Genomic DNA, 20,921 nt, shown 5'->3' with positions numbered 1-20,921 from the left:
ATGTCGGGAAGCGGCGGGTAGTAGATCTCTCCCGAATTACTCGACGTGATCCACCAGATCGCAATAGCGATTGCGGGGCCGAGGAGGGAAAGGAAGAAAAGGAACGGCTTTCTCATCAGTGGGCCTCGTTCCGGTAGGACTCGTGCCAGGACAGCAGCCTGCGCTGGACGGCAAGAAGAAGCGAGTTAAGACTGACACCGACGATGCCGACAACGACTATATAGGCGTACATGACCGGCATGTTGCCAGCAGCGCCTGCCTTGCCGATGGAGTTACCCAGCCCCTCCATACCGACAATGAGTTCTGCGGTAATGCAGAAAATCAGGGCAGTGTTGGAGGTAATCCTAATACCGGTCATGAGTTGCGGAAGCATCGACGGAATAATCAGGTAGCGCAGGCGGCTCCAGAACCCGATCGAATAGGCAGAAGCAGTATCCCGGGCCAGCGGATCCACCATGCGCACGGCGGAGATTCCCGCCATCACCATCTGAAACACCGCGGCATAGCCGGCAAGGAACACCTCGGACTGCTTCCCCGATCCCATCGTCAAGATAACAAGTGGGATCATGGCGATCGACGGAATGGGCTTCAGGAACTCGATGATGGGCCCAAAGAAAGCCGCCATATACCGCGACGATCCGACAAGAATACCCACGGTCGTGCCGATGATGATTCCGATGAGAAGGGCCTGGCCCCACGCGTACAGCGTGGCGCCGATCGATTGCCACACGCCCGACGAGAAGACCATATCGGCGAGTTGGGAGATGATCTGCGTTGGGGAAGCCGCGAACCTCGTCGGAATGTAGTCCAATATGGCTGCAAGCTCCCACAGGAGCAGAAGGAGCAGAGCGGTGATGATCGGAAGCCCGACCCTCACCGACCTGCGACGATAGTCAAGCTTCACGAATCAGCTCCTTGATCACCGGTGAGCTCCGCGGCACGCGCCGCAAGCGCGTTCTTGTCCACCTTGTTCGTCCCCGAGAGCGGGAACGAGTCGGTGAAGAAAACTCGGCGGGGGTGAGCGTAGGGTTCCATGCGGTCCAGCACCCACGCCTTAAGCTCCTCTTCGGTCGTCCCGGTGCCATCTTGTCGGACAACAAACGCGACGGGCTTGGCACCCTTCATCTCATCAGCGACCGGCACCACTGCAGCTTCACGAACACCGGGATGTTCAACGAGAGCAGCCTCAACGGCAGCGGGATGAACGTTCTCGCCGCCGGAGACAAACATGTCATCAACCCGTCCCGTGAAGTAGTAGAAGCCGTCCTCGTCCCTGCGGAACAGATCACCCGAGCGGTAGAAGCCGTCAGTATCAATCGGACGAGCAAGGTCCGGTCGGTTCAGGTAGAGACTCAGCTCGGCGGGAGAACCAACGGCAAGATTACCGATCGCAGGGCCAGCAGGGCCCTTTCCTCCCATACCTTCATCCACCAGAACGCTACCGTCCGCGTCGAGGAGCCGCACGCGCACTGCGGGGTGGGCAACGCCCACCGAGTTCTTCGGGGTGGGCCGACCGTCGGGATGGGGAGAAAAGGCAACCGGGCCCGACTCCGTCGTGCCGTACGAAATCGCTAGCTTTGCGTTCGGGAATGCCGCCTCAATGTCCGCAATGAGCTCATCGGTCAGCGGGGCTGATCCGAAGAAGTTCTCGGTTAACGAGGACAGGTCAAGGGACCGAATCAGGTCCTTTTCTCGTAGCGCGAGTGCCATCATCGGGGGCACGCCGGTCAGCTTCGTGACGCCGTGATCGGCGATTGCCTGCAGGAATCCGCGAGCATCAAACTGCGGCTGAAGAACAATGCGGTCACCGTGCACGAGGGCTCCCTGAACCGTTGCTAACCCGTTCATGTGGTAGAGCGGCGCCGCAACGAGGATCGATCGGAATGCACCGTCGGAGGCTTTCTCACCCTGCTCCATGATCCACAGGTGGGATCCGTGGGAGCGCACAACACCCTTCGGCTTGCCGGTAGAGCCGGAGGTATAGAGAACCATCGCGGGATCCGCCGGATCGACGGGAGCAGGGGCAGGTAGTTCCTCTTTCTTACCGGCCTCGGCGGCGAAGGAATCGAGGAGACGGAAGGGAACAGCATTTCCCTCCGGTAAGCGATCCGCGCGATCCGCGAGGACCAGTTTCGACTCGGAGTTCTCCAGAACGTACTGCAGGACGGAGACCGGGAACTTGTGGGAGATCGGCACCGCGACGGCACCGGCCCTCATAATCCCGAAAAATGCTTCCAGCCATTCGATGGAGTTCAGGCCGATCAGGGCAACGTGGTCGCCCTTCCCGATTCCCTCGTTCGCGAGCCGCGCCTGCACCGCACAAACGTTGTCGATGAAGTTCGTGTAGCTGATTTCTCGGGGTTCTCCCCGGTCTGGACGAATGCAATCTCGTCGCCGCGTGAGCGGTTGAAGGTATCACCAATGTTGCCGGACTCAAGCCCGGCGATCGTTGAGCCCGACAAGTCAGCGCCGTCTTCGGCGCTATCACCGTCCTCGATCGGTGTGACAGCAGACGTTGCAAAGGTGCCACGGGTGATTGCCGCGACCTTGCCGCCTTCGTTCCGAAGCTCCGCTTCAGCAACTGCGATGCTACGACCGGGCTTGATGAGGCGTCCAGTCACGATGATCTTGCCAGGGGTGACGGGGCGCAAGAAGTGCGTCGCTAGATCAATTGTTGGAGCGCTACCGCCCGCGGTTCCAATAACCGAGAAGCAGGCCGCAACATCCAGAAGCGCAGAAATCACGCCGCCGTGGATAACTTCGCCGCGCTGGGAGTTCGTCATCTCCACACGGCCCTCAAGCTCAAGGGTGATCGAATCCTTCGTAAACTCGGTGACAGTTGCACCCAGCCACTGGTTGTACGGGCCATTATCCAGAGCCTTCTGGATCGTGGCGATCGACGGGAGAGTCACTTCTCATCACCCCACGGTGCAATAACGACCTTGCCGGTTACACCGCGGCCCTCGAGGCGAGCCAGAGCACCAGCGGCCTCTTCCAGGGAAACAATCGAGTCGACAACGGGATGGAAGTCCTCGGTCGCCACGAGGTTGACCAGAGCCTCAATGTCTTCGCGGGCGAAACCGTTCGAACCCTGCACCTTCAGCTCGAAGGACCAGATGTAGCGGAGGTCTTCCTTCGGGTCGAAGCCAGCGGTGGCACCGCAGACAAGAATCGTGCCACCGAGCTTGGTGGACTTGAGGGTGGGGTGCCAGGTGTCCCCACCCGTGTTATTCACGACCACGTCGAAGCCGGTCTCGGTGGAGCTACGCGAGGGCTTACCAACATTCTCGCGGGTCCACTTGTCGATGCCGATCTCACGGTAGTTGAAGTACTCATCCGCCCCGTATTCGAGGAGCTTCTGACCCTTTTCGTCCGAGCCGACCGCCGCAACGACGTAGGCGCCGAGCTGCTTGGCGAGAAGAACGGATGCGGTTCCCACGCCGCCGGAAGCACCGAGAACAAGAACCTTGTCGCCTGCCTTGACGGCGTTCTTGCCTACAATCATGCGGTAAGCGGTGCCGTAAGCAACGGGCAGGGCAGCGGCCTCGGCAAAGGAAACACTGTCGGGAAGCGGAATGATCTGACCGGCCTCAACGAGCGAGAACTCGGCAAGTCCGCCGTCCATAACCTCACCCATGAGGTGGAAATCCGAGTTGAGCGGGTTAACGAGGACACGGTCACCGACATTCACGCCGGTAACGCCCTCGCCGATCTCGTCAACAACACCAGCAACATCCAGGCCAGGAACGACGGGCATGGGGATCTTAATCCCGGGCATGCCGTGCACGGTGAAGATGTCGTGGTAGTTAAGTGAAGTTGCCTTGACCTTGATGATGACCTTGCCGGGCTCGATAACCGGCTTCGGGTAGTCAGTCTCATAGGTGAGGGTATCGACCTCGCCGTGCTCGCGAAGAACTACTGCCTTCATCGTCTGGGTTGTGGCCTGGTCAGTCACGTCATCTCCTGTAGATATGGGTGTAGGAAGAAAATGGTTCTAGGTTTGATGCATACGGTTCCGCCCCTGTGGCGAAATGGTCTGTCAGCGCCGTGAAACACTGCGGATTGCATCCTCGTCGGGCACCTGCCCTGAGGTATCGGAGCCGACAGGCTCAGAGCGTCCAGGTGCCTTCGGGTCCGCTCACGGCAAGGCCAAGACAGGGAAGCTCGCCCTGACACTTGCCGCTGGGACATTCGTCGCCACGACAACACATGTCTACCCCGGTGCCGAGGGCAGCCAGGTAGCCTCCGAGGGCGTCCGGATCATTCGCGTGAATAACAAACGACTGGAGCGTTGCTCGAGGCTCAACCGAATGAGCAGGGGAAACCGAGTCCTCCCAGTCGATGAGGAAAGGAATGACGCCATTCAACCCACCCTGAAGAGGTGGCGTCAGGCGCCACGTAAGAAGTTCCCCATCCGGCTTCAGACGGGAAGCCGCGGAAAGATCACCGACATCGATGCCAGCGGCGCGAATCGACTCCACCGCCGCATCCGGATCCTCCGGGTGCAGAACCCAGGTCGACACAACCGGGTCCGCCAAATCGTCAAGATTGAACGGACGTGGCACCGAGGGCTCGGGAAGTTCGGGATCAATTCCGACGAACTCCATGTATGCGTCCCCGCCAAAGGAAATGAGAAAGTTACGGGTCCCGAACCGCTCGTGCGAACCGCCCTTAACGGGACGGACACCAGTCGCACGCTCGAAGTCAGCAACCACGGCCTCAAGGTCCGGAGCCGCAACCACAATATGGTCAAGGAGCGGAGGAACTCCCACTGAGTGATCTGTCATCGCTCCTCCTTCCGGTCTCCGATAGGAAACGAATAGTTTCCAAGTCAACAATTGACGTGCAATGCCATTCTGGCAAACCACAACCCACTTTGTATAGACGTCTCGAGATTCGGTATGTCGTTTCACATCCTGCGCATCGGCCCAAGGTCCTATTTCCCCCACCACAACAACCCATGTGAACGCAAATAACCTTAACGGGCACCCGAGGGCGAGATGAGAACCACAAATACGACTGAACGACGATCGAACACCGGGGCGACAGGGCGCAGGGTAGGAGATTCGTTCCCCCAAGGGCACACATTTCATGGCGAACGCTACACCGGCGAATTTCACCCGAACGAGCTTTATCGGCTAGTATGAACAGGCATGTTACGGCCTCGTAGCATGCGAGGAGGATTCGCCTAGTGGCCTATGGCGCTCGCTTGGAAAGCGGGTTGGGTGCAAGCCCTCGGGGTTCGAATCCCCCATCCTCCGCAAGGTAAGGGACTTTTCGTTGGCACACCAACGAAAAGTCCCTTTCACGTTGAGGGCTAGATTGTCGTGTTGAGGGCTAGTTTTCGGCATAAATCCATCTAATCTGCACTGCTAAGGACACAATTAGGGCCACTCTTAGAGACGCCCCAAAAGGAGTGGCCCTTATAACCATTTCCCCCGTGAAGCCAACGAAAAAGGCGTCTTCGGTTACCCTCTAAAACAGCAACCTATGGCCTGCCCGATTTTCGGTCTTTTTCGGATAGTGAGGGAGCGCGATTAGTTATGGCTCGCTCGCCGTTCGGTTCTGTCGATCGGACACCTGGCGGTAGGTACCGGGGCGCTACCGCAAATACGGCAAAATGAAGTGCCTCGGGTTTTGTTCCTTGGCATGTGCCTTGTTTTCTATTTTTTCTTGAGCTGCGCTGTTCTTGCCAAATTCTGATTCAACGTCGGCTGGCGTGCGGTAGCTCGGGGACTGGTGGAGCCTGTAGTCGTTCCACCAAGTCACCCACTCAAACGTCGCAATTTCTACCTCGGCAACGCCTGCCCACCGTCGGCGATGAATGAGCTCATTCTTGTAGGAACCGTTGACGTTCTCGGCCAGGGCATTGTCATAGGAGAAACCGACTGTCCCGGTGGACGCAGTGATCCCGTACTTGGCTAGCCGCTCGTTGTAGACGATGCTGACGTATTACGAGCCGTGGTCCACATGGTGAACCAGTCCGGCTGTTTCTTTTGCGCACGCAATCGCTTGGTTCAGTGCCTGGAGCGGCAACGCCTCCGTGCGCATCGAATCTGACAGCGCCCACCCGTCAATCTTGCGGGAGTACACCTCGGTGACAAACGCGGTGTACACGAATCCTTTCCGCGTGCGGACGTATGTAATGTCAGCCACCCACAGTTTGCCTGGACCCGGTGCTTTAAATTCACGATTAACGAGGTCAGGCCGCAGATCTGGGCCCTGAGGCTTGCCAGTGGTGACAGGTGCACCATCTTTGCCTTTGCCTGACAGGCCGGCCAAGCCCATCAACCTAGCCCTCTGCTCGCGACCGATATCAATGCCTCCACATCGAAGAGCGCGCCACATTTTCCTCACGCCGTAGACGTCGTAATTATCAGCGTGAACCTGACGAACATGCTCCACGAGAGTTGCGTCGCGAAGAGCGCGAGAACATAGTCCACGGGCTTTCGACTGCCGGTAACCACGTGAGGTAATGAAGCCACCTTCACGATTATTCTTCAGCGTCGTACAGATGCACTCGATTGTGAAACGATCCCGATATTCATCGATAAACCGGATCATTTCTTAACGTTTGGGGCCTGGTTCCGATGCGAAAAAAGCCGATGCAACTTTCAACAACCCGTTTGTGTCACGTAGCTCTTGGTATTCTCGCCGTAGCCTTGCGTTTTCAGCTGCCAAGTCTTCGCAAAGACGTTCAGGAACTCGTCCTTCGCGTCGAGCTACTTGCGTCCATTATCGGGCCGTGTGCCACAAGACACCCAGTTTGGGCGCCACAAACGTGCACGCTTCCTACGTCGAAAATTCTCTCCGCCAAAATGCGGTCCTCCACCAAGCCAACAACGCGGTCTTTCGCATCCTGATCAAACCCCTTCGGCATGGTCCAAAATATTCCCATCTACTCAAACGGAACAAAACCCGAGGCACTTCACCCAACGGCAATGCCGGCGTTAGCTCCAGGGATTCGGCCGGACGTGAAGTCGACGTGGACATGATGGTCGCGGAAGGGATCGGATCCCCCATAGTCTGTAACTTGGCGGCGTTTTCTCTCGGGCCCACCCCAGCTTCCGCCGTATTCCCATCCCAGCGCAGCCACGTACCGAACGTGGAGCCGATCCCAGTTGGCGACCACGTACTTGACGATCTCGTTCATGACGTCGACCGTGTCGGGGTAGGACGGATTATCTTGACGGCCGGGCTGAACATCCCCAGCCTCACCGGTTTTGTGCCAACCCACCCCATTTTCTTGGTAGGCACTAATCCGCACGTCGGAAACCCCAATGGCACGCACGATCTCGGTCAACGCGGCCTTCAGGGGCTCCGTAGCCCACGAGGTAGAACCGCCTGTCTGATACTTGGTGAGCCCCATGGTCCCTCCCCGGATGAGCCAGCACCTTTGTGAGCTATTCAACACTGCCGCCCGGTAAAGGTCCACACCCATTTCAGACCGGTTCGCAGTGTCAGTTGTGTCCCTGAAACAGGCTTCGCACACGAACCATCAATGGTGACGATCAGCACCGAACGTTCGTTCACACTTCATGCACTGATAGCATCCAGTCATCGGTCCGCTCAGTCTTACCCCGGGCCGCTGGCGCGCAGGTCAATCAAAATTCTGCATGACGCCCTTACTTTTACATGACGCCCCGGTGAGACAACTCCCGATAGGTAGCTCTTTACATGTCATCCACTTTTGTACGCCTTGGCGTGCCCCACAACCTCGTTTCCGCTCTTGCGAACGAGGCCATCACGATCCCGACCCCGATCCAGGAAGCAACCCTCCCGGATTCGCTCAAGGGCCGCGACGTTCTCGGCCGTGGCCGAACCGGCTCCGGCAAGTCCTTTGCTTTCCTCATTCCTGTTGTTGCTCGTCTCCTAAAGACGGAGGGCCGCCGACAGTCCAAGAAGCCTCGTGCCCTGATTCTTGCTCCAACCCGCGAGCTCGCAACACAGCTGCATGACTCCCTTCTTGTTCTCGAGCAGAGAACCAAGCTGGTCTCGACCGTTGTCTTTGGCGGAGTAAACCAGAATCCGCAGGCCCGCACGCTGGCCCGCGGCGTCGATATTCTCATTGCTTGCCCGGGCCGGCTTCTCGACCTCATGGGCCAGAAGCTTGTCGATCTCTCAAACGTGGAGGTCACCGTGATCGACGAAGCGGACCACATGGCTGACATGGGATTCCTTCCCAATGTCCGGAAGATCATGAGGGCAACTCCCAAGCAGGGCCAGCGTCTTCTCTTCTCGGCAACGCTGGACGCCGGGGTTTCGACCCTCGTCAAGGAGTTCATGCACGACCCGATCACCCACGAGGCAGATTCGGCGCTCTCCCCCGTCAGCGCGATGGAGCATCATGTTCTGAGAGTGACGGGCGAGGACCGGACCGATGTCATCGCCTCGCTGGCGGCCGCACCCGGCAATTCCATTATCTTCACTCGCACGAAGTACGGAGCGAAGAAGCTCGCCAAGCAGCTGATCCGCCTGGGTATCCCCTCCGTTGATTTGCACGGCAACCTGTCGCAGAACGCACGCACGAGGAACCTCGAGGCCTTCCACTCCGGACAGGTGAAGACCCTGGTTGCGACCGATATTGCCGCTCGTGGCATTCACGTTGACGATGTTGCACTCGTCATCCACGCGGATCCGCCGGTTGAGCACAAGGCCTACCTGCACAGGTCGGGCCGCACGGCACGCGCCGGCAAGGCAGGCACGGTTATCACCATCGAGCTACCCGACCAGCGGAACGATGTTCGTTCCCTTCTCCGCAAGGCGAAGATTAGCCCGACCTTCACCAATGCTCACCCGGATCACCCGATCCTCTTCGATCTTGCACCCGGCAAGCGCGCCTTCCTCTCTCCCGAAGAAGCCGCGGATCGTTCGGGCAAGGCACCCCAACCTACCCAGCAGGCCTCCACCAAGCCCCGCTCGTCCGGGTCTTCCCGAGGCAAACGCTCAGCACCCTCACGCGGACAATCAGACTCTCGTAACCAGGCCGATTCACGCGGACGCGGACGCGGCCGCTCCGGTGGCGGCCGCGGAGCACACGGTTCCGGTGGCCACTCCGAGCAGGGTGCACGCGGATCCGGTAACCGGTCTGGATTAGCTAGGGGCCGCTCTAACGGCTCCAGCCGCCGCGGCGCCGCTGAGTTTTCTCGGAGCTTCAGCTCGAGGTAGGACCACCTACGTCGTTCTAAAACGAGTATTTCGTTTGCCCGGGTAGCCCACCATTGGTAGCTATCCGGGCAAACTCTTGATGTCCGAGTCAGGCGGTTCCGTTCTCATTAGGATTGTGGTCATGGACCTTCATGCAAACCTGAAACCCGTCGCCGCCCTCGTCGGCGTTTGGAAGGGGCCTGGCCAGGGCTTTTATCCAACGATCAAGACTTTCGATTACGTGGAGGAACTGACCTTCACGAACACCGGGAAGCCGTTCCTGCACTATCAGCAGAAGACCTGGTCGCCGACCGGCACTCCCCTTCATACCGAAACGGGTTATCTCCGCATCCCGTCCCCCGGCAACGTGGAATTCATTCTTGCCCTCCCGACGGGTCAGACAGAACTTGCGGAAGGAACGCTGGTGGAAGGAGAGGCAGGCTTCGAAATTTCCCTGACGTCAACTCTCCACAACTCTTCTTCTGCGAAACGCGTTGATGCCACGACTCGGAAGTACACGTTATCGGGCGATGTGTTGGAGATGAGGTTCGGCATGGCGGCGGTGGGACAGCCCATGACTGATCATCTTGCCGCAACGTTGACGCGAGTCGAATAGTTCATAGTTTTCTGGCGAAGCTACTCGACCGTCTCCACTGCGCCTAAGCACTTTCGGCGGAGCAACCCCCGTGCCATGGCCGCCGCGTCAGTAGCGGGTTTGCCAGGAGGTCGTGTAGTCCGCGATCTTCCATTCGCCATCGACCTGAGTCACTTCGTAGGTGGCAGTCAGTCGGGTCTTCTCAACAAACGTACCGTCAAGTCCGCCAGCACCGTCAACCTTGGCTTCGAACGATACCGAGTGGGTGATGGTGAGGTTTTGTCCGTCCTGCTCAATATCGGCAAGCTCGACGTGAAGGTTCTGTACTCGGGCTACCCGTTCGGGCACTCCCCTGTCCCAGCCATTGTTGGTGTAGAGCAGAGCAAGCGAATTATTGGGGGACTCGGTGTCGAGTAGCCCCGCCTCGACAAGGTCGGGCTGGACGAAAAGGTCCGCATTTTCTTCGAGCCAGGCACGAGCATTCTCTTCGGAATAGTCGAAGGCCAGTTCGGAGGTCGCTAGTTCTTCGCCTGCGAACCGTCCGGTCACGAGGAGCGCATCGATGACGTTCTCTTCGGGAATCGTCAGATCGGAGTCGCTCAGGACCGAGTCCTGAACAATGTTCTCGTAGTCATCGGGCATGACCAGTCGTCGATAGACTTCGCCATCAACTGTGAACCTGTCGCCGATGAGGAAACCGGGATTGGACGAGGCAACTTTAAGTCCCATAGCTCCGCTATCTTGGGCGCTACTGGTTTCCTCCGGCTCAACGGTCGGAGCCTCATTCATTTCCGGCTCGCTACCGTCGCTACTGTCGTCCTGACTGTCTGACATGCTGCCGTTGGAGGATCCCGTTTCGGAGGGGAATACGGTTGTGTCTTCAACGGCGCCCGTTGGCGTAGCGGGGCTTTCGGCAGCGGGAGGTACTGCCGGGTTTTCCTCAGAAGCGGTGGGGGTATCACGTGTCCCAGTCCGTGAGGGTGCGCTTTCGCCCTCCTCGTCCGCAACCGAACCGCAGCCCGCTAGAACAAGTACGAGAGCAGCGATGAAACCTTTTCCTCGCACACACACCTCCCCTGGTCCCGATCATTCTAGGAATGTTCTGCCCCTCGCTCATCGTCGAACTTGGGGAGTAGTATCCTTGGTCAAAATTTTCGGTTATCGGTCATCTATCCTACTGAAGAAACCGTGTCTGGAAGCCACCGATTACTCGCGTGGGATAACGTTGAGGGGTGAACTCTCATCAAAGAACGAGCTACCGTCAGCGCCTGCAGCAGCGTCAGACTGTCATCTTCGGCAGTATCGGCCTGCTGCTTTCCCTCCTGCTCCTTCTTGGGCTCCTCTGGTTCACCGGAATCGTTCCCTTCCCGATGAACCGCGAGTTCACTGCGGAAGAAGATGCTCAGGACAACGTTGTCCCCTGTATTCCTGCCGGCACCCAGGCGGTGGAAAACACTTCGATCACCGTCAAGGTTTACAACGCAAGCCCACGCACTGGCTTGGCCGCGACGGTCGCTGGGAAGCTCACCGAACATGGCGTTGCTGTTGCCGACGAACTGAACTGGGGTGGGGAAACTCCTCAGGCCCCCGTCGTCATTTACTCGTCGCTCGGGGCCCTTCCGCAGGCCTACTCCCTCGCCCGCATGTTCCCCACCGCGACGGTTCTCCTTGACGGCACAACCACAACGGAGGTTCTCGATGTTGTTCTCGGCGAGGACTTCACAGAGCTTCGTCCCGACGGTGAGATTGCCGAGTTGTCCGCCGGGCAGGAACTCACCAGCCCGAGAACTGCGTAACCGTCGAGCGCTGATCAACTCCGGTCACGCCTATTCGCTTCCAGAAATAGTTACAACTCCGCCCTACGCATCAGCCAAGCCGCCCTGCAGCAGTTTCGTCCCTAGTTGACCGGCCTGCTGTCGAGCGTTTCTGCCTGGGATTCTTCAACCCACTCCGCAACGGTATCGGACTCGTAGGCTTCTGCAATCTGCTGGGTTTCCTCAGCATCGACGAGAACGATTGATTGACCGTCCTCGGACCAGCCGGTTCCGGCGTGGGGTGCGGAGAAGAAAACCTGCTCGGTTCCCGCAGCATCATCGAGCAGGCTGAGAAGTAGCGCCTGTGCACTGATCCCACTGCGTCCATCTACCTCGATGTACTCCCCTGCGAGCTCTGCTAGCTGAGCGAGTTCGGCGGGACCGGCTTCGCGAAGGGACTGCGAGACCCCCGCGAGGAATGCCTGCTGGCGGCGGACCCTGTCGAAGTCTCCGGCGGGAAGCGACTTCCGTTCCCGCACAAAACTCAAGGCTTCCTCACCTTCCAAGGTGACAACACCGTCGGCTGTCTCCACTTCGATGGGTCCAAGGATGCTGGACAGTTCAGTAAACGCTTCAAAGTCCACAGCCATGACGTGATCAATTTCCGCGGAGTACAGGTCGCTAACCGTCTGCGACAGGAGTTCTTCTTCCCCAAACGCGTAGGCGGCATTGATCTTGTTTTCACCGTGGCCCGGGATCTCCACCCAGGTGTCACGCGGAATCGACATGGCGGTCAGATGCTCGCGGTCGCCATCAATGCGGACAAGCATCGTGACGTCTGCTCGTTGCGACCCCGAGTCAGCATCGAGTCCAACCACGAGAAGTGTCAGCGGCTCCTCCGTGGCAACCGGGTCGTCGGATTCTGTCGTCCCAGACGGCGCCGGAGCACTGCTCGACGTGGCATCACCGGACGGCCCCGCCGACTCGATCGGGGTGGACGTTGCCGACGACCTGGTTGTCGGTTCTTCCTCAGCATCCGTCCCACATGCACCAATTAACAGAGCGCACACGGCGAGAATGCTGGTCTTACGCATTGTCGGCAAGAACCTTGAAGACTTCGACAACGACGGATGCCCCCGCAGGGATGGTGTCGCGAACCGCGGCCCAGTCACCGATTGTCTCTTCCGCATCGAGCTCTTCCTTGGTGCGGACCGTGACCTCGGTGGTCTGCACCAGTGCCGCGGGTGTCTCGTCTTCCCACAGGAGGATCGATAGGCCCCACGCTTTTGGAAGGACCTCGTGCTGGGAGGCCGCCGACATCAAAACAAGTTTGCCGTCACGCAGGGCCGCTTCCACCGTCTCATCGTCCAGTGACCACGCGGGCGGTGTGAGTGCCGAGTCCCGATCTGGGCCTGTCACGACTTCGAACTGATTGATCCGCGCCTTCGTTATTGCACGGGTCCAGAATGCTTCAATCTGGTCGTCACTCATCGCTATCCTCCGGTGTCTGTGCGGTTGCGGAGCCCGGGGTCTGCGCAGTCTCTGCACTTGCACTCGCGGCTTCTTGCTGGATACGAGCGCGTTCCTCGGTCCTCGCTTCCTCGGCGGCAGCCGCGGCTAGCTTCTGGACGGCCTCACTCTGCTCGAGCGATTCCTGAATGAACTGGGTGGTGAGAATTCGGGAGACCGCATTCACCATGAGGAGAGCTCCGGCGCCAGCACCCCAGCGTGCCTTCCGGCCCTTCGCTTGGAGGGCACCAACGAAGATGGACCCGCCGAGGGCTGCTTGGATGGAGGCGGCGGCGTTGAGGAGCCCCGGGTTGTCGAGGAAGACCTTCCGGTAGGTTGCCCACAGCTTGGGCTTGGCAACACCGTGGCCCGAGATTTCAAGGGCAAGCGCTTCCCGCAGGGCCTTCGCAAACGTGGCCTGCTCGAACACTTCCGCGTCCTGCAGCTCATTCACCTTCATTCGACCGTCGAGAACATCGAGGATCTCGGGGCGCAAGCCCATGGCCTGAACGAAGAAGGCCGGGCCAAGCTTCTTGTTCGACAGGAGAGCATCCCGCACTTCCATGGCTGAGCCATCTTCGATCTCGAGGACGCATCGTCTGGCGAGTGCACCGGCGCCCAGGTGTTCGTCGGCAAATTCGCGTGCCCCGTCATATTCGTTCATCCAGTCGAGGATGGGGAGCTGACCGTCCCAGGTCCAGCTCTGGGTGCGCTGGTTGTCGAGCGTGACCGTCAGGACGGGGGCGCCTTCACCCTGGGTGCGGAGAGTCAGGTGGAAGACCGGCTTCGGCAGGATCAGCCGCTTCGGGTCAACGGCTTTCTCCCCCACTATCGCGTTGATTGTGCCGTGCGGAATCGCTGCCATCGTCACCTTGGAGACCGCTGCAAGCGCGGGAATCTCCGCGAGAACAATGTCGGTCAGCATGAGCAACGGAGCATCCGGTAGCTCTTCATCTTCCTCCGCGTCCGCCGTCTCCGACGTAGCTTCTTCAGGTGTCTGCGCGACCCCGGTCAGTCCATCATCTCCCTCTTGGAAGAAGGCAACATCCTCAGCCAGATCGGCGGGGAGGGATCCGAGGTCGATATCGCCGTAGCGGACCTCGCCATCGATGACGATCTGGACCTTGCGGAGCGTCGCATCCATCGTATCGACGAGCTCCGACAGTGGCATGCCTGGAATGACGTAGCCTTCGTCGTCAAGAACGGCGACGCGCCTGCGTCGTCCCGTTACGGCAAGCTCAATCTCATAGTGGCCGTTTTCGATGTTCTTACCTCGCGCCAGCACCCGTTCCTTGGCGAAAAATTCCTGGAACGCCTCTTCGTTGAAGAGAATCGGGTCGAGGCCGTAGATATCCCCGCTGACGGGGCGCCACATGGTCATGCTGTTGCCTTCCTCCTTCGCCTATCCACTTCGTAGAGGGCAATACCCGTAGCCACCGCTGCGTTCAACGACTCCATTTCACCCGAGATCGGGATGGAACAGACCTGGTCACACGTTTCCCGAACGAGACGGGATAGACCCTTCCCTTCGGATCCGGTAACAAGAACGAGTGGCATATCGGCAAGCTCAAGGTCATCGAGCATGACATCGCCCTCGCCGGCGAGCCCCACAACGAAGTAGCCGTTCGACTTCAAATGATCGAGGGTGCGAACCAGGTTTGTTTCCCGTGCGACGGGCACGCGGGCGGCCGCACCTGCCGACACCTTCCACACCGTTCCGTTAACCCCGGCGGAGCGTCTCTCGGTGATGAGAACGGCATCGGCGTTGAAGGCCGATGCCGAGCGGAGCACCGCACCGAGGTTGTGCGGGTCGGTAATCGAATCAAGAGCGAGAATGAGACCGGTCTTGTCGGCTTCCGCAATGTCGGAGACGACGGTATCGATATCCGTGTAGTCATAGGGCGGGACTTCAATGGCGATACCCTGATGGGCGGCCTTCTCCGTCATCGTGTCCAGGTGTCCGCGGCTCACCTCAACAACGGGCGCCCCCCGGCCGGCCGCGGTCCGCGCCGCCTCCTCCATGCGTTCGTCAACGGTGCCGCCGGGAACCACGAAAACGCGGGTCAGAGGCACTCCGGCACGAACAGCTTCGAGGACGGGGTTGCGCCCCGAGATCAGTTCATGGCCAGCCTCAAGCTTGAGGTAGGCCGGGAGCTTACCTCCGGCGCGAGCAAGCTTGATTGCTTCCTGTCGTTTCTCTTCGGCCTCCCGTGCCTTTTTTTTGGCGTGGGCGACGTGGTATTCGCGGTCCTCCGCCTTCGGCGTGGGGCCGCGTCCTTCGAGTCGCCGACGGCGCACTCCTCCGGAGCCGACCTTCGGGCCCTTCTTGTTGGCGGGCCTGTGGTTGCTCATGAATTCTCCTTGACGTGCCAGCGGACGCCGTCCGCGCCGTCTTCTACGGTAATGCCGGCCTCTGCGAGCGTATCGCGAAGCCTGTCTGCCATTGTCCAATCCTTGTCGGCACGCGCCTTGGCGCGCTGGTCGAGGACCTCCTGGACGAGGACCGCGAGCGCCTCATCGTGCGAGCTGGAGCCGGACTGGAGCCACTGCGGGGACCTGGGGTCGAGCCCGAGGACGTCCAGCATGGCGCGGATAATGATTTGGGCTTCGGCTACCGCAACATCGTCGCGGGCGCCGAGTGCCACGTTTGCTTTTGTCACGTGGTCGTGGATGACTGCCATGGCTGCGGAGACGTTGAGATCGTCGTCCATGGCCTCCCGGAATTCCTTGGGCATATGCTCTGCGGTCAGGGAGGCAACTCGGTCAGCGTCGGCCTCGCCAACGGTTTCGGCGGCCCGGGCGAGGAATCCCGAGAGTCGCTCCCAGTTGGTTGTGGCTTCCGAGAGCGTGGATGGCGAGTAGGCAACGGTGGACCGGTAGTGCACCGTTGTGAGCGCGAAGCGAAGGATCGGGGCGGAGACCTGTTTAAGAATCTCGGAGACGATGAGGGAGTTGCCGAGCGACTTGCTCATCTTCTCGCCGTCTACCGTCACCCAGGCGTTGTGCATCCAGTACTTCGCAAATCCACGTCCAGCGGCGTGCGACTGTGCCTGCTCGTTTTCGTGGTGAGGGAAACGCAGGTCGATTCCGCCCCGTGAATATCGAAGTCGTCACCGAGGTAGCGGCCTGCCATGGCGGAGCATTCGATGTGCCATCCGGGCCTGCCCCGACCCCAGGGGCTATCCCATGCGGCCGTTTCTGGTTCGCCTTCCTTCGGTGCCTTCCACAGGGCAAAGTCGTGCGGGTTCCTCTTGTCGGCCTCGACCTCGTCTTCGTCCACGGTCATGTTCCGCAGGCTCTGACGGGTCAGCGAACCGTAGTCCGGGAGGGATCCCACGTCGAAGTAGACGTTCCCGGGATCTCCTACGTAGGCATGGCCCGCCTCGATGATCTGGCGGATAAGGTCGATCATGTCGGTGATGTGGCCGGTTGCCCTCGGCTCGTATGTGGGAGGCAGAACTCCCAGTGCACGATACGCGTCGGCAAATTCCTGTTCGAAACGGTAGGCCCAGGCCCACCACTCCCAGCCTGCCTCCGCTGACTTTGCGAGGATTTTGTCGTCAATGTCGGTGACGTTACGGACCGTTGTTACCTCGTACCCGGACCTGATGAGCCAGCGTGCCAGCACGTCGAAGGCGAGGGCCGACCGCAGGTGCCCAATGTGGGGGGCTCCTTGAACGGTGGCTCCGCACAGGTAGATTCCGACCTTGCCCGGGGTGCGGGGTTCGAACACCTGCTGAGTCTTTGTCGCTGAGTCATGTATTTCCAGAGTCACACCTCTAGGTTACCCGGATAACCTCGGGATCCACACGACTCGGGGACGGGATTTTCGCCATTCATTACTTTCTGGCAACCTTCAGGCGCTACGGTGCAGGAATGAGCATTTCGTCAAGCGGAACGACGCGCGGCAAGGTTACGGCATGGGCCCTCTGGGACTGGGCTTCGGCAGCTTTCAACGCGGTCGTCACCACCTTCGTCTTCTCGGTCTACATCGTCAACAGCGACTTCTTTGGCCCCGACGCCAACACGAACTTTGGTTACACGATGACAGCGGCCGGCATCATTGTCGCCATCATCGCCCCCGTGATGGGTCAGTCCGTTGACCGCTCCGGCAAACGCCGTAGCCTTATTACTCTCACCACCACGATCACCATTCTGGCGACGGCCGGGCTCGCCTTGGTGCGCCCGGAGGAGTCTTATCTCTGGCTGGGTCTGCTTCTGCTTGCGATCGGCAATATTGCGTTCGACACCGGATCGGTCGTCTACAACGCCATGCTGACCGATATCTCCACTCCGCAGAACCGCGGCAAGATCTCGGGGATCGGTTGGGGACTGGGGTACGTCGGTGGAATCGTACTGATGCTAATCCTCTACTTGGGTATCATCGGCCCGAAGTCGGCTGGTTCGGGGTGACATCCGATGATGGGATGAAGATCCGCGTGTCCATGGTCCTCTGTGCCATCTGGACCCTTATCTTCTCCTTCCCTCTTATGCGGACCGCTTCCGATACGGTGCCGAAGACGACGGAGAAGGTGGGAATCATCGGCTCCTACAAATTGCTGTTTGCTTCGATTGCCCGCCTGTGGCGCAAGGATCGTTCGCTCGTCTACTTCCTTGGTTCCTCCGCCCTGTACCGCGATGGTCTCGCAGGTGTGTTCAGCTTCGGTGGCGTGATCGCTGCTAAGGCTTTCGGTTTCTCCGATGGCGAGGTCCTCGTCTTCGGTATCGCCGCAAACCTCGTCGCCGGCATCGCTACCATTACCTTTGGCTATGCGGACGATTATTTCGGCTCCCGCCCCGTCATCCTGTTCTCTCTCACGTCAATGGTGACTCTCGGGCTCCTCATTTTCTTCCTCCACGACGCCGGAACAATCGTCTTCTGGATCTGCGGACTTCTCCTTTGCGTCTTCGTTGGTCCCACGCAGTCGAGTTCCCGTACCTACCTAGCCCGGATCATCCCCGCCGGTGAGGAAAGCGAGATCTTTGGCCTCTATGCAACGACGGGCCGTGCCGTCTCGTTCCTTTCGCCCTTCCTCTACTCCATGGCAATCACCATCGGAGCTACCGCTCTCGACATCACGAAGGACGAAGCCGCCTACTTTGGCATCCTCGGCATCGTCGTCGTCCTCCTCGCCGGCTTCCTTACGTTCTTCCTGATCAAGCCCGAGCGTAAGAATCGCGACAACGTGGCCGCCTTCGAGGAATAGTAAGCGCTCAACCTTGGCTGCCCGCCGAAAGGCTGAGTTTAACCAAGGTGTGGGCGCGATGCGGTGAGTTCCGCGCCGCGCCCACTAAGTTTTCTGGGACAGCGGCGCACACCGTGGTCCTCGTGCCGCCGTTCACGGCCGCTCGTTGGCGAACTTCGTCACCGACCTATTGGCATGCTTGGGGCGCCGTGGCTGGCGTTCTTGATGGCACCAGCAAACTAGCTGACTATCTCACGTACTCAGTCGGTTAGAAGAGCCGTCGCCAGGGCAGCGATACCCTCAACGCGTCCCAGTGCCCCCAGGTGGTCCGTCGTTGTTGCGGAAAGAAGTACGGGTGCTCCGACGATGCTCGACATGGTTTCTTGCGCCTCAAGCCGGCGCGGAGCAAAACGGGGTTTTTGGCCAATGATTTGGATCGAGATGTTCTCGATCTGCCAACCTGCTTCACTGACCAGGCGGACTGCTTCCCCCAGGAGGACAGAGCCCGAGGCCCCCGCCCATTCCTCCCTGTCGGTTCCGAAGACCGTCCCGAGTTCCCCGATTCCGGAGGCAATGAGGAGAGCATCGGCAGCCGCGTGCGCGGCAACGTCGGCGTCGCTGTGTCCGGCCAGGCCCCCGGTGTCGGAAAACTCAAGGCATGCAAGCATGAGGGGACGCGGCTGCCGAGAGAACGCGTGTACGTCAATCGCGGTGGCTGCCCTCATACTTCTTCCTTTGTCTCTTCCCTCAGGAGGAGCTCAGCGAGCTTAAGGTCAAGCACGGTCGTAATTTTCATGGCCAGGGGGCTTCCCTCAACAATGACAACATCGTGGCCCAGGTATTCGACAAGACTCGCATCGTCCGGCGCGCCATCAACGCCTGGCCACACGATCTCGTGGGCCTCGCGGAGAATCTCGCCGTTGAAGCCCTGCGGGGTTTGCACCCCGCGGAGAACACTCCGCTCAAGCGTGTCGATAACGGGCTCGTACGGAGGTTCGGGGCGCACCACTTTAACCGTGTCGGTCACGGGAAGCCCCGGAACGGCCCCAGCCTGCCCTGCGGCAATAGCGTCTCGCACGCGGACGATCACGGGAGGTGGGGTTAGGCAACGTGCCGCGTCATGAACGAGAATGATGTCGGCAGTGCCCGTTTGGTCAATGCCGTTTTTGACGGACTGCTGGCGGGTGTCCCCTCCGGGGACGATATCAATGTCGTTTCCGACCAGGCCGGAGAACACATCCTCCGTACCCGGCGGGATCGTCACGACGATTTGGTCGGCAATGCCGGAGGCGATGACACCATCCAAAGCCCGCTCAATGAGTGTGCGCCCGTGCAAAGGCACGAGTGCTTTGGGCATGTTGAACCCGAGTCGGGTCCCCATGCCGGCGGCCGTCACAACAACGGCGGTGGTCATGTCAGCCGAGGATTTCGTCGAGGAGGTCAGATGCTTCTTCCTCGTTGATGTCCTTTGCCAGGGCGACCTCGGATCCGAGGATCTGGCGGGCCTGGGTCAGCATTCGCTTTTCACCTGCCGAGAGGTGACGGTCCTCGTCACGGCGCGTCAGGTCACGAACAACTTCGGCGACCTTGATGACGTCCCCGCTCGTGAGCTTTTCACCGTTCGCCTTAAAGCGACGGGACCAGTTCGACGGCTCCTCTGTCATTTCCTCGCGCAGGACCTCAAAGACCTGCTCGAGCTTTGCCTCGTTCGAGACGTCACGAACGCCAACGTCTTCGATGCTGGCGGCGGGAACCTGGATGACGAGATCTCCCTGGATCACGCGCAACGTAAGGTACTTCAGTTCTTCGCCATCGATGACCTTGGTCTCGATGTCTTCAATGTAAGCAGCCCCATGGTGCGGGTAGACAACAGTCTCGCCGATCTTAAGCGACATAAATAGAAAGCCTTTCACGGAATGAGCCCAACTAGAAATCTATTCTAGCATCACGCACAATCCGGCTCACAGGATCCGAGTATTCGTCTACTATTCGCCAATCAGAGCGCGCACGGTACGCTATTCTGGGGAACTGACATAGGAGGTCATGTGAATCTTAAGCGTCTTACCGCCGCCGGCGCTCTCGTGCTACTCACAACGGCAGCATGCTCGATGACAACCGAGGCGATCACTCAGAAGCCGTACGCACCGTCTGATGGCATCCGCGTCCACCTTGATTCCGACGTGGTGTTCGAGAACCTCATGATTATTTCGGACGGCAACGGCGAAGGCGTTCTCTACGGCCTCGTCAACAACCGCTCCGAGGAGGCCGTCACCGCAGAGATCTCGGGCGGTGACATCACCGAGTCTTTCGACGTCGAAGCTAGCTCCCACCTGAACTTCAGCACCGCTGAACTCGCGGAGAACGATGAGCTCATCCTGATCGAAGGCGACTTCCAGCCGGGCTACAACGTCGACGCCATTGTCACTGCCGGTGGTGCAGAAGCCCCCGCCACGATCCCCGTGATCACGGCATGTGCATCGGGATATGAGGACGCTTTCCCTGACGCGCAGTGCGACTAGCCACACTGACACTCTTCTTCGGTCGGCCCCGTCACTGACGGGGCCTTCCACGTTCCACAAACGTCGGTCATAAGGAGTACCTCCGTCGTGCGGGCGTATTCCCGCGCGCATTCGCCGTCACCACGCGGTGGCGAAGCAACGCGTAAGCAATCTGTTGCTCGACCACATCCCGCGAGCAAGCATTCCCTCGTCAAACATGAACCGGGTGGGC

22 protein-coding genes, 1 tRNA gene and 1 pseudogene are annotated in these 20,921 nt (G+C 59.6%); 7 read left to right on the top strand and 17 right to left on the bottom strand.

The annotated features are described in order from the left end of the window. Window positions 1–115: 115 nt before the first annotated feature. The 5 genes from EJ997_RS10880 to EJ997_RS10860 form a co-directional block, all read right to left on the bottom strand. Window positions 116–904 (bottom strand): ABC transporter permease, encoded by a 789-nt coding sequence (locus tag EJ997_RS10880; RefSeq protein ID WP_126704570.1) that lies wholly within the window; start codon window positions 902–904, stop codon window positions 116–118. Next, a complete protein-coding gene (locus EJ997_RS10875) occupies window positions 901–2,316 on the bottom strand; it encodes a class I adenylate-forming enzyme family protein (protein WP_126704569.1) in 1,416 nt (471 codons plus the stop codon). Before EJ997_RS10875 ends, EJ997_RS10880 begins: the two co-directional genes overlap by 4 nt. After that, window positions 2,262–2,912, bottom strand: coding sequence for a PaaI family thioesterase (locus EJ997_RS10870; protein ID WP_126704568.1), 651 nt, complete (start codon window positions 2,910–2,912; stop codon window positions 2,262–2,264). The genes EJ997_RS10875 and EJ997_RS10870 overlap by 55 nt, the downstream gene beginning before the upstream one ends. Continuing rightward, window positions 2,909–3,955 carry a zinc-binding dehydrogenase gene (locus tag EJ997_RS10865; protein WP_206501656.1) on the bottom strand — a complete coding sequence of 349 codons (1,047 nt, stop codon included), beginning with the start codon at window positions 3,953–3,955 and terminating at the stop codon, window positions 2,909–2,911. The genes EJ997_RS10870 and EJ997_RS10865 overlap by 4 nt, the downstream gene beginning before the upstream one ends. 154 nt (window positions 3,956–4,109) lie before the next feature. Next, the gene (locus tag EJ997_RS10860) at window positions 4,110–4,787 is read right to left on the bottom strand and encodes a VOC family protein (RefSeq protein WP_164719975.1); all 678 of its coding nucleotides are present in this window, start codon (window positions 4,785–4,787) and stop codon (window positions 4,110–4,112) included. Between the two features lie 390 nt (window positions 4,788–5,177). Between EJ997_RS10860 and EJ997_RS10855 the strand changes: the two genes are divergently transcribed. Then, window positions 5,178–5,261: transfer RNA gene (locus EJ997_RS10855), tRNA-Ser, on the top strand. A 340-nt stretch (window positions 5,262–5,601) separates the two neighbouring features. Here EJ997_RS10855 and EJ997_RS14130 read toward each other — a convergent pair. The 3 genes from EJ997_RS14130 to EJ997_RS10835 form a co-directional block, all read right to left on the bottom strand. Next, window positions 5,602–5,865, bottom strand: a complete 264-nt coding sequence (locus EJ997_RS14130) for an integrase core domain-containing protein (protein ID WP_407644351.1) — start codon at window positions 5,863–5,865, stop codon at window positions 5,602–5,604. Between the two features lie 87 nt (window positions 5,866–5,952). After that, on the bottom strand, window positions 5,953–6,564 hold the full coding sequence (locus EJ997_RS10845) for a DDE-type integrase/transposase/recombinase (protein WP_126704566.1): 612 nt from the start codon (window positions 6,562–6,564) through the stop codon (window positions 5,953–5,955). A gap of 364 nt (window positions 6,565–6,928) precedes the next feature. Next, a complete protein-coding gene (locus tag EJ997_RS10835; RefSeq protein WP_126704565.1) occupies window positions 6,929–7,369 on the bottom strand; it encodes a hypothetical protein in 441 nt (146 codons plus the stop codon). A 308-nt stretch (window positions 7,370–7,677) separates the two neighbouring features. Here EJ997_RS10835 and EJ997_RS10830 point away from each other — a divergent pair, with 308 nt between their 5' ends. Continuing rightward, a complete protein-coding gene (locus EJ997_RS10830) occupies window positions 7,678–9,168 on the top strand; it encodes a DEAD/DEAH box helicase (protein WP_126704564.1) in 1,491 nt (496 codons plus the stop codon). A 121-nt stretch (window positions 9,169–9,289) separates the two neighbouring features. After that, a complete protein-coding gene (locus EJ997_RS10825; protein WP_126704563.1) occupies window positions 9,290–9,763 on the top strand; it encodes an FABP family protein in 474 nt (157 codons plus the stop codon). 87 nt (window positions 9,764–9,850) lie between these two features. Here the strand turns inward: EJ997_RS10825 and EJ997_RS10820 are convergent, their stop codons facing one another. Continuing rightward, entirely contained in the window at window positions 9,851–10,807 is a 957-nt protein-coding gene (locus EJ997_RS10820; RefSeq protein WP_126704562.1) for a hypothetical protein, read from the bottom strand. A 167-nt stretch (window positions 10,808–10,974) separates the two neighbouring features. Here EJ997_RS10820 and EJ997_RS10815 point away from each other — a divergent pair, with 167 nt between their 5' ends. Then, complete coding sequence (locus tag EJ997_RS10815) at window positions 10,975–11,538, top strand: LytR C-terminal domain-containing protein (protein WP_126704561.1); 564 nt, start codon at window positions 10,975–10,977, stop codon at window positions 11,536–11,538. Between the two features lie 101 nt (window positions 11,539–11,639). On the opposite strand, the gene EJ997_RS10810 is transcribed toward EJ997_RS10815, so the two are convergent. The 5 genes and pseudogenes from EJ997_RS10810 to cysS form a co-directional block, all read right to left on the bottom strand. Next, window positions 11,640–12,590 carry an LCP family protein gene (locus EJ997_RS10810; RefSeq protein WP_164719974.1) on the bottom strand — a complete coding sequence of 317 codons (951 nt, stop codon included), beginning with the start codon at window positions 12,588–12,590 and terminating at the stop codon, window positions 11,640–11,642. Beyond that, window positions 12,583–12,987 carry a hypothetical protein gene (locus EJ997_RS10805; RefSeq protein ID WP_126704559.1) on the bottom strand — a complete coding sequence of 135 codons (405 nt, stop codon included), beginning with the start codon at window positions 12,985–12,987 and terminating at the stop codon, window positions 12,583–12,585. The genes EJ997_RS10810 and EJ997_RS10805 overlap by 8 nt, the downstream gene beginning before the upstream one ends. Then, a complete protein-coding gene (locus tag EJ997_RS10800; protein WP_126704558.1) occupies window positions 12,980–14,386 on the bottom strand; it encodes a hypothetical protein in 1,407 nt (468 codons plus the stop codon). The genes EJ997_RS10805 and EJ997_RS10800 overlap by 8 nt, the downstream gene beginning before the upstream one ends. Then, a complete protein-coding gene (gene rlmB, locus EJ997_RS10795; RefSeq protein WP_126704557.1) occupies window positions 14,383–15,357 on the bottom strand; it encodes a 23S rRNA (guanosine(2251)-2'-O)-methyltransferase RlmB in 975 nt (324 codons plus the stop codon). Before rlmB ends, EJ997_RS10800 begins: the two co-directional genes overlap by 4 nt. Next, window positions 15,354–16,780 (bottom strand): annotated as a pseudogene (gene cysS, locus EJ997_RS10790) (cysteine--tRNA ligase). The gene rlmB and the pseudogene cysS overlap by 4 nt, the downstream one beginning before the upstream one ends. A gap of 101 nt (window positions 16,781–16,881) precedes the next feature. Here cysS and EJ997_RS13585 point away from each other — a divergent pair. After that, window positions 16,882–17,418, top strand: coding sequence for an MFS transporter (locus EJ997_RS13585; protein WP_228201484.1), 537 nt, complete (start codon window positions 16,882–16,884; stop codon window positions 17,416–17,418). Window positions 17,419–17,432: 14 nt separating this feature from the next. Then, the gene (locus tag EJ997_RS13580) at window positions 17,433–18,212 is read left to right on the top strand and encodes an MFS transporter (protein ID WP_228201482.1); all 780 of its coding nucleotides are present in this window, start codon (window positions 17,433–17,435) and stop codon (window positions 18,210–18,212) included. Window positions 18,213–18,451: 239 nt separating this feature from the next. Here EJ997_RS13580 and ispF read toward each other — a convergent pair whose 3' ends face one another. The 3 genes from ispF to EJ997_RS10770 are packed head-to-tail and all read right to left on the bottom strand — an operon-like array spanning window position 18,452 to window position 20,086. Then, on the bottom strand, window positions 18,452–18,916 hold the full coding sequence (ispF, locus tag EJ997_RS10780) for a 2-C-methyl-D-erythritol 2,4-cyclodiphosphate synthase (protein ID WP_126704556.1): 465 nt from the start codon (window positions 18,914–18,916) through the stop codon (window positions 18,452–18,454). Further along, window positions 18,913–19,605 carry a 2-C-methyl-D-erythritol 4-phosphate cytidylyltransferase gene (gene ispD, locus EJ997_RS10775; protein WP_126704555.1) on the bottom strand — a complete coding sequence of 231 codons (693 nt, stop codon included), beginning with the start codon at window positions 19,603–19,605 and terminating at the stop codon, window positions 18,913–18,915. Before ispD ends, ispF begins: the two co-directional genes overlap by 4 nt. Before the next feature lies 1 nt (window position 19,606). Continuing rightward, window positions 19,607–20,086 carry a CarD family transcriptional regulator gene (locus EJ997_RS10770; protein ID WP_126704554.1) on the bottom strand — a complete coding sequence of 160 codons (480 nt, stop codon included), beginning with the start codon at window positions 20,084–20,086 and terminating at the stop codon, window positions 19,607–19,609. A 150-nt stretch (window positions 20,087–20,236) separates the two neighbouring features. On the opposite strand from EJ997_RS10770, the gene EJ997_RS10765 reads away from it, so the two are divergent. Beyond that, window positions 20,237–20,710 carry a hypothetical protein gene (locus EJ997_RS10765; protein WP_126704553.1) on the top strand — a complete coding sequence of 158 codons (474 nt, stop codon included), beginning with the start codon at window positions 20,237–20,239 and terminating at the stop codon, window positions 20,708–20,710. Window positions 20,711–20,921: the final 211 nt, after the last annotated feature.

This window comes from Flaviflexus ciconiae (assembly GCF_003971195.1).
Lineage (GTDB): Bacteria > Actinomycetota > Actinomycetes > Actinomycetales > Actinomycetaceae > Flaviflexus > Flaviflexus ciconiae.
The sequence above is the reverse complement of the archived record's forward strand: the minus strand, read 5'-3'. Positions and strand labels throughout refer to the sequence as shown.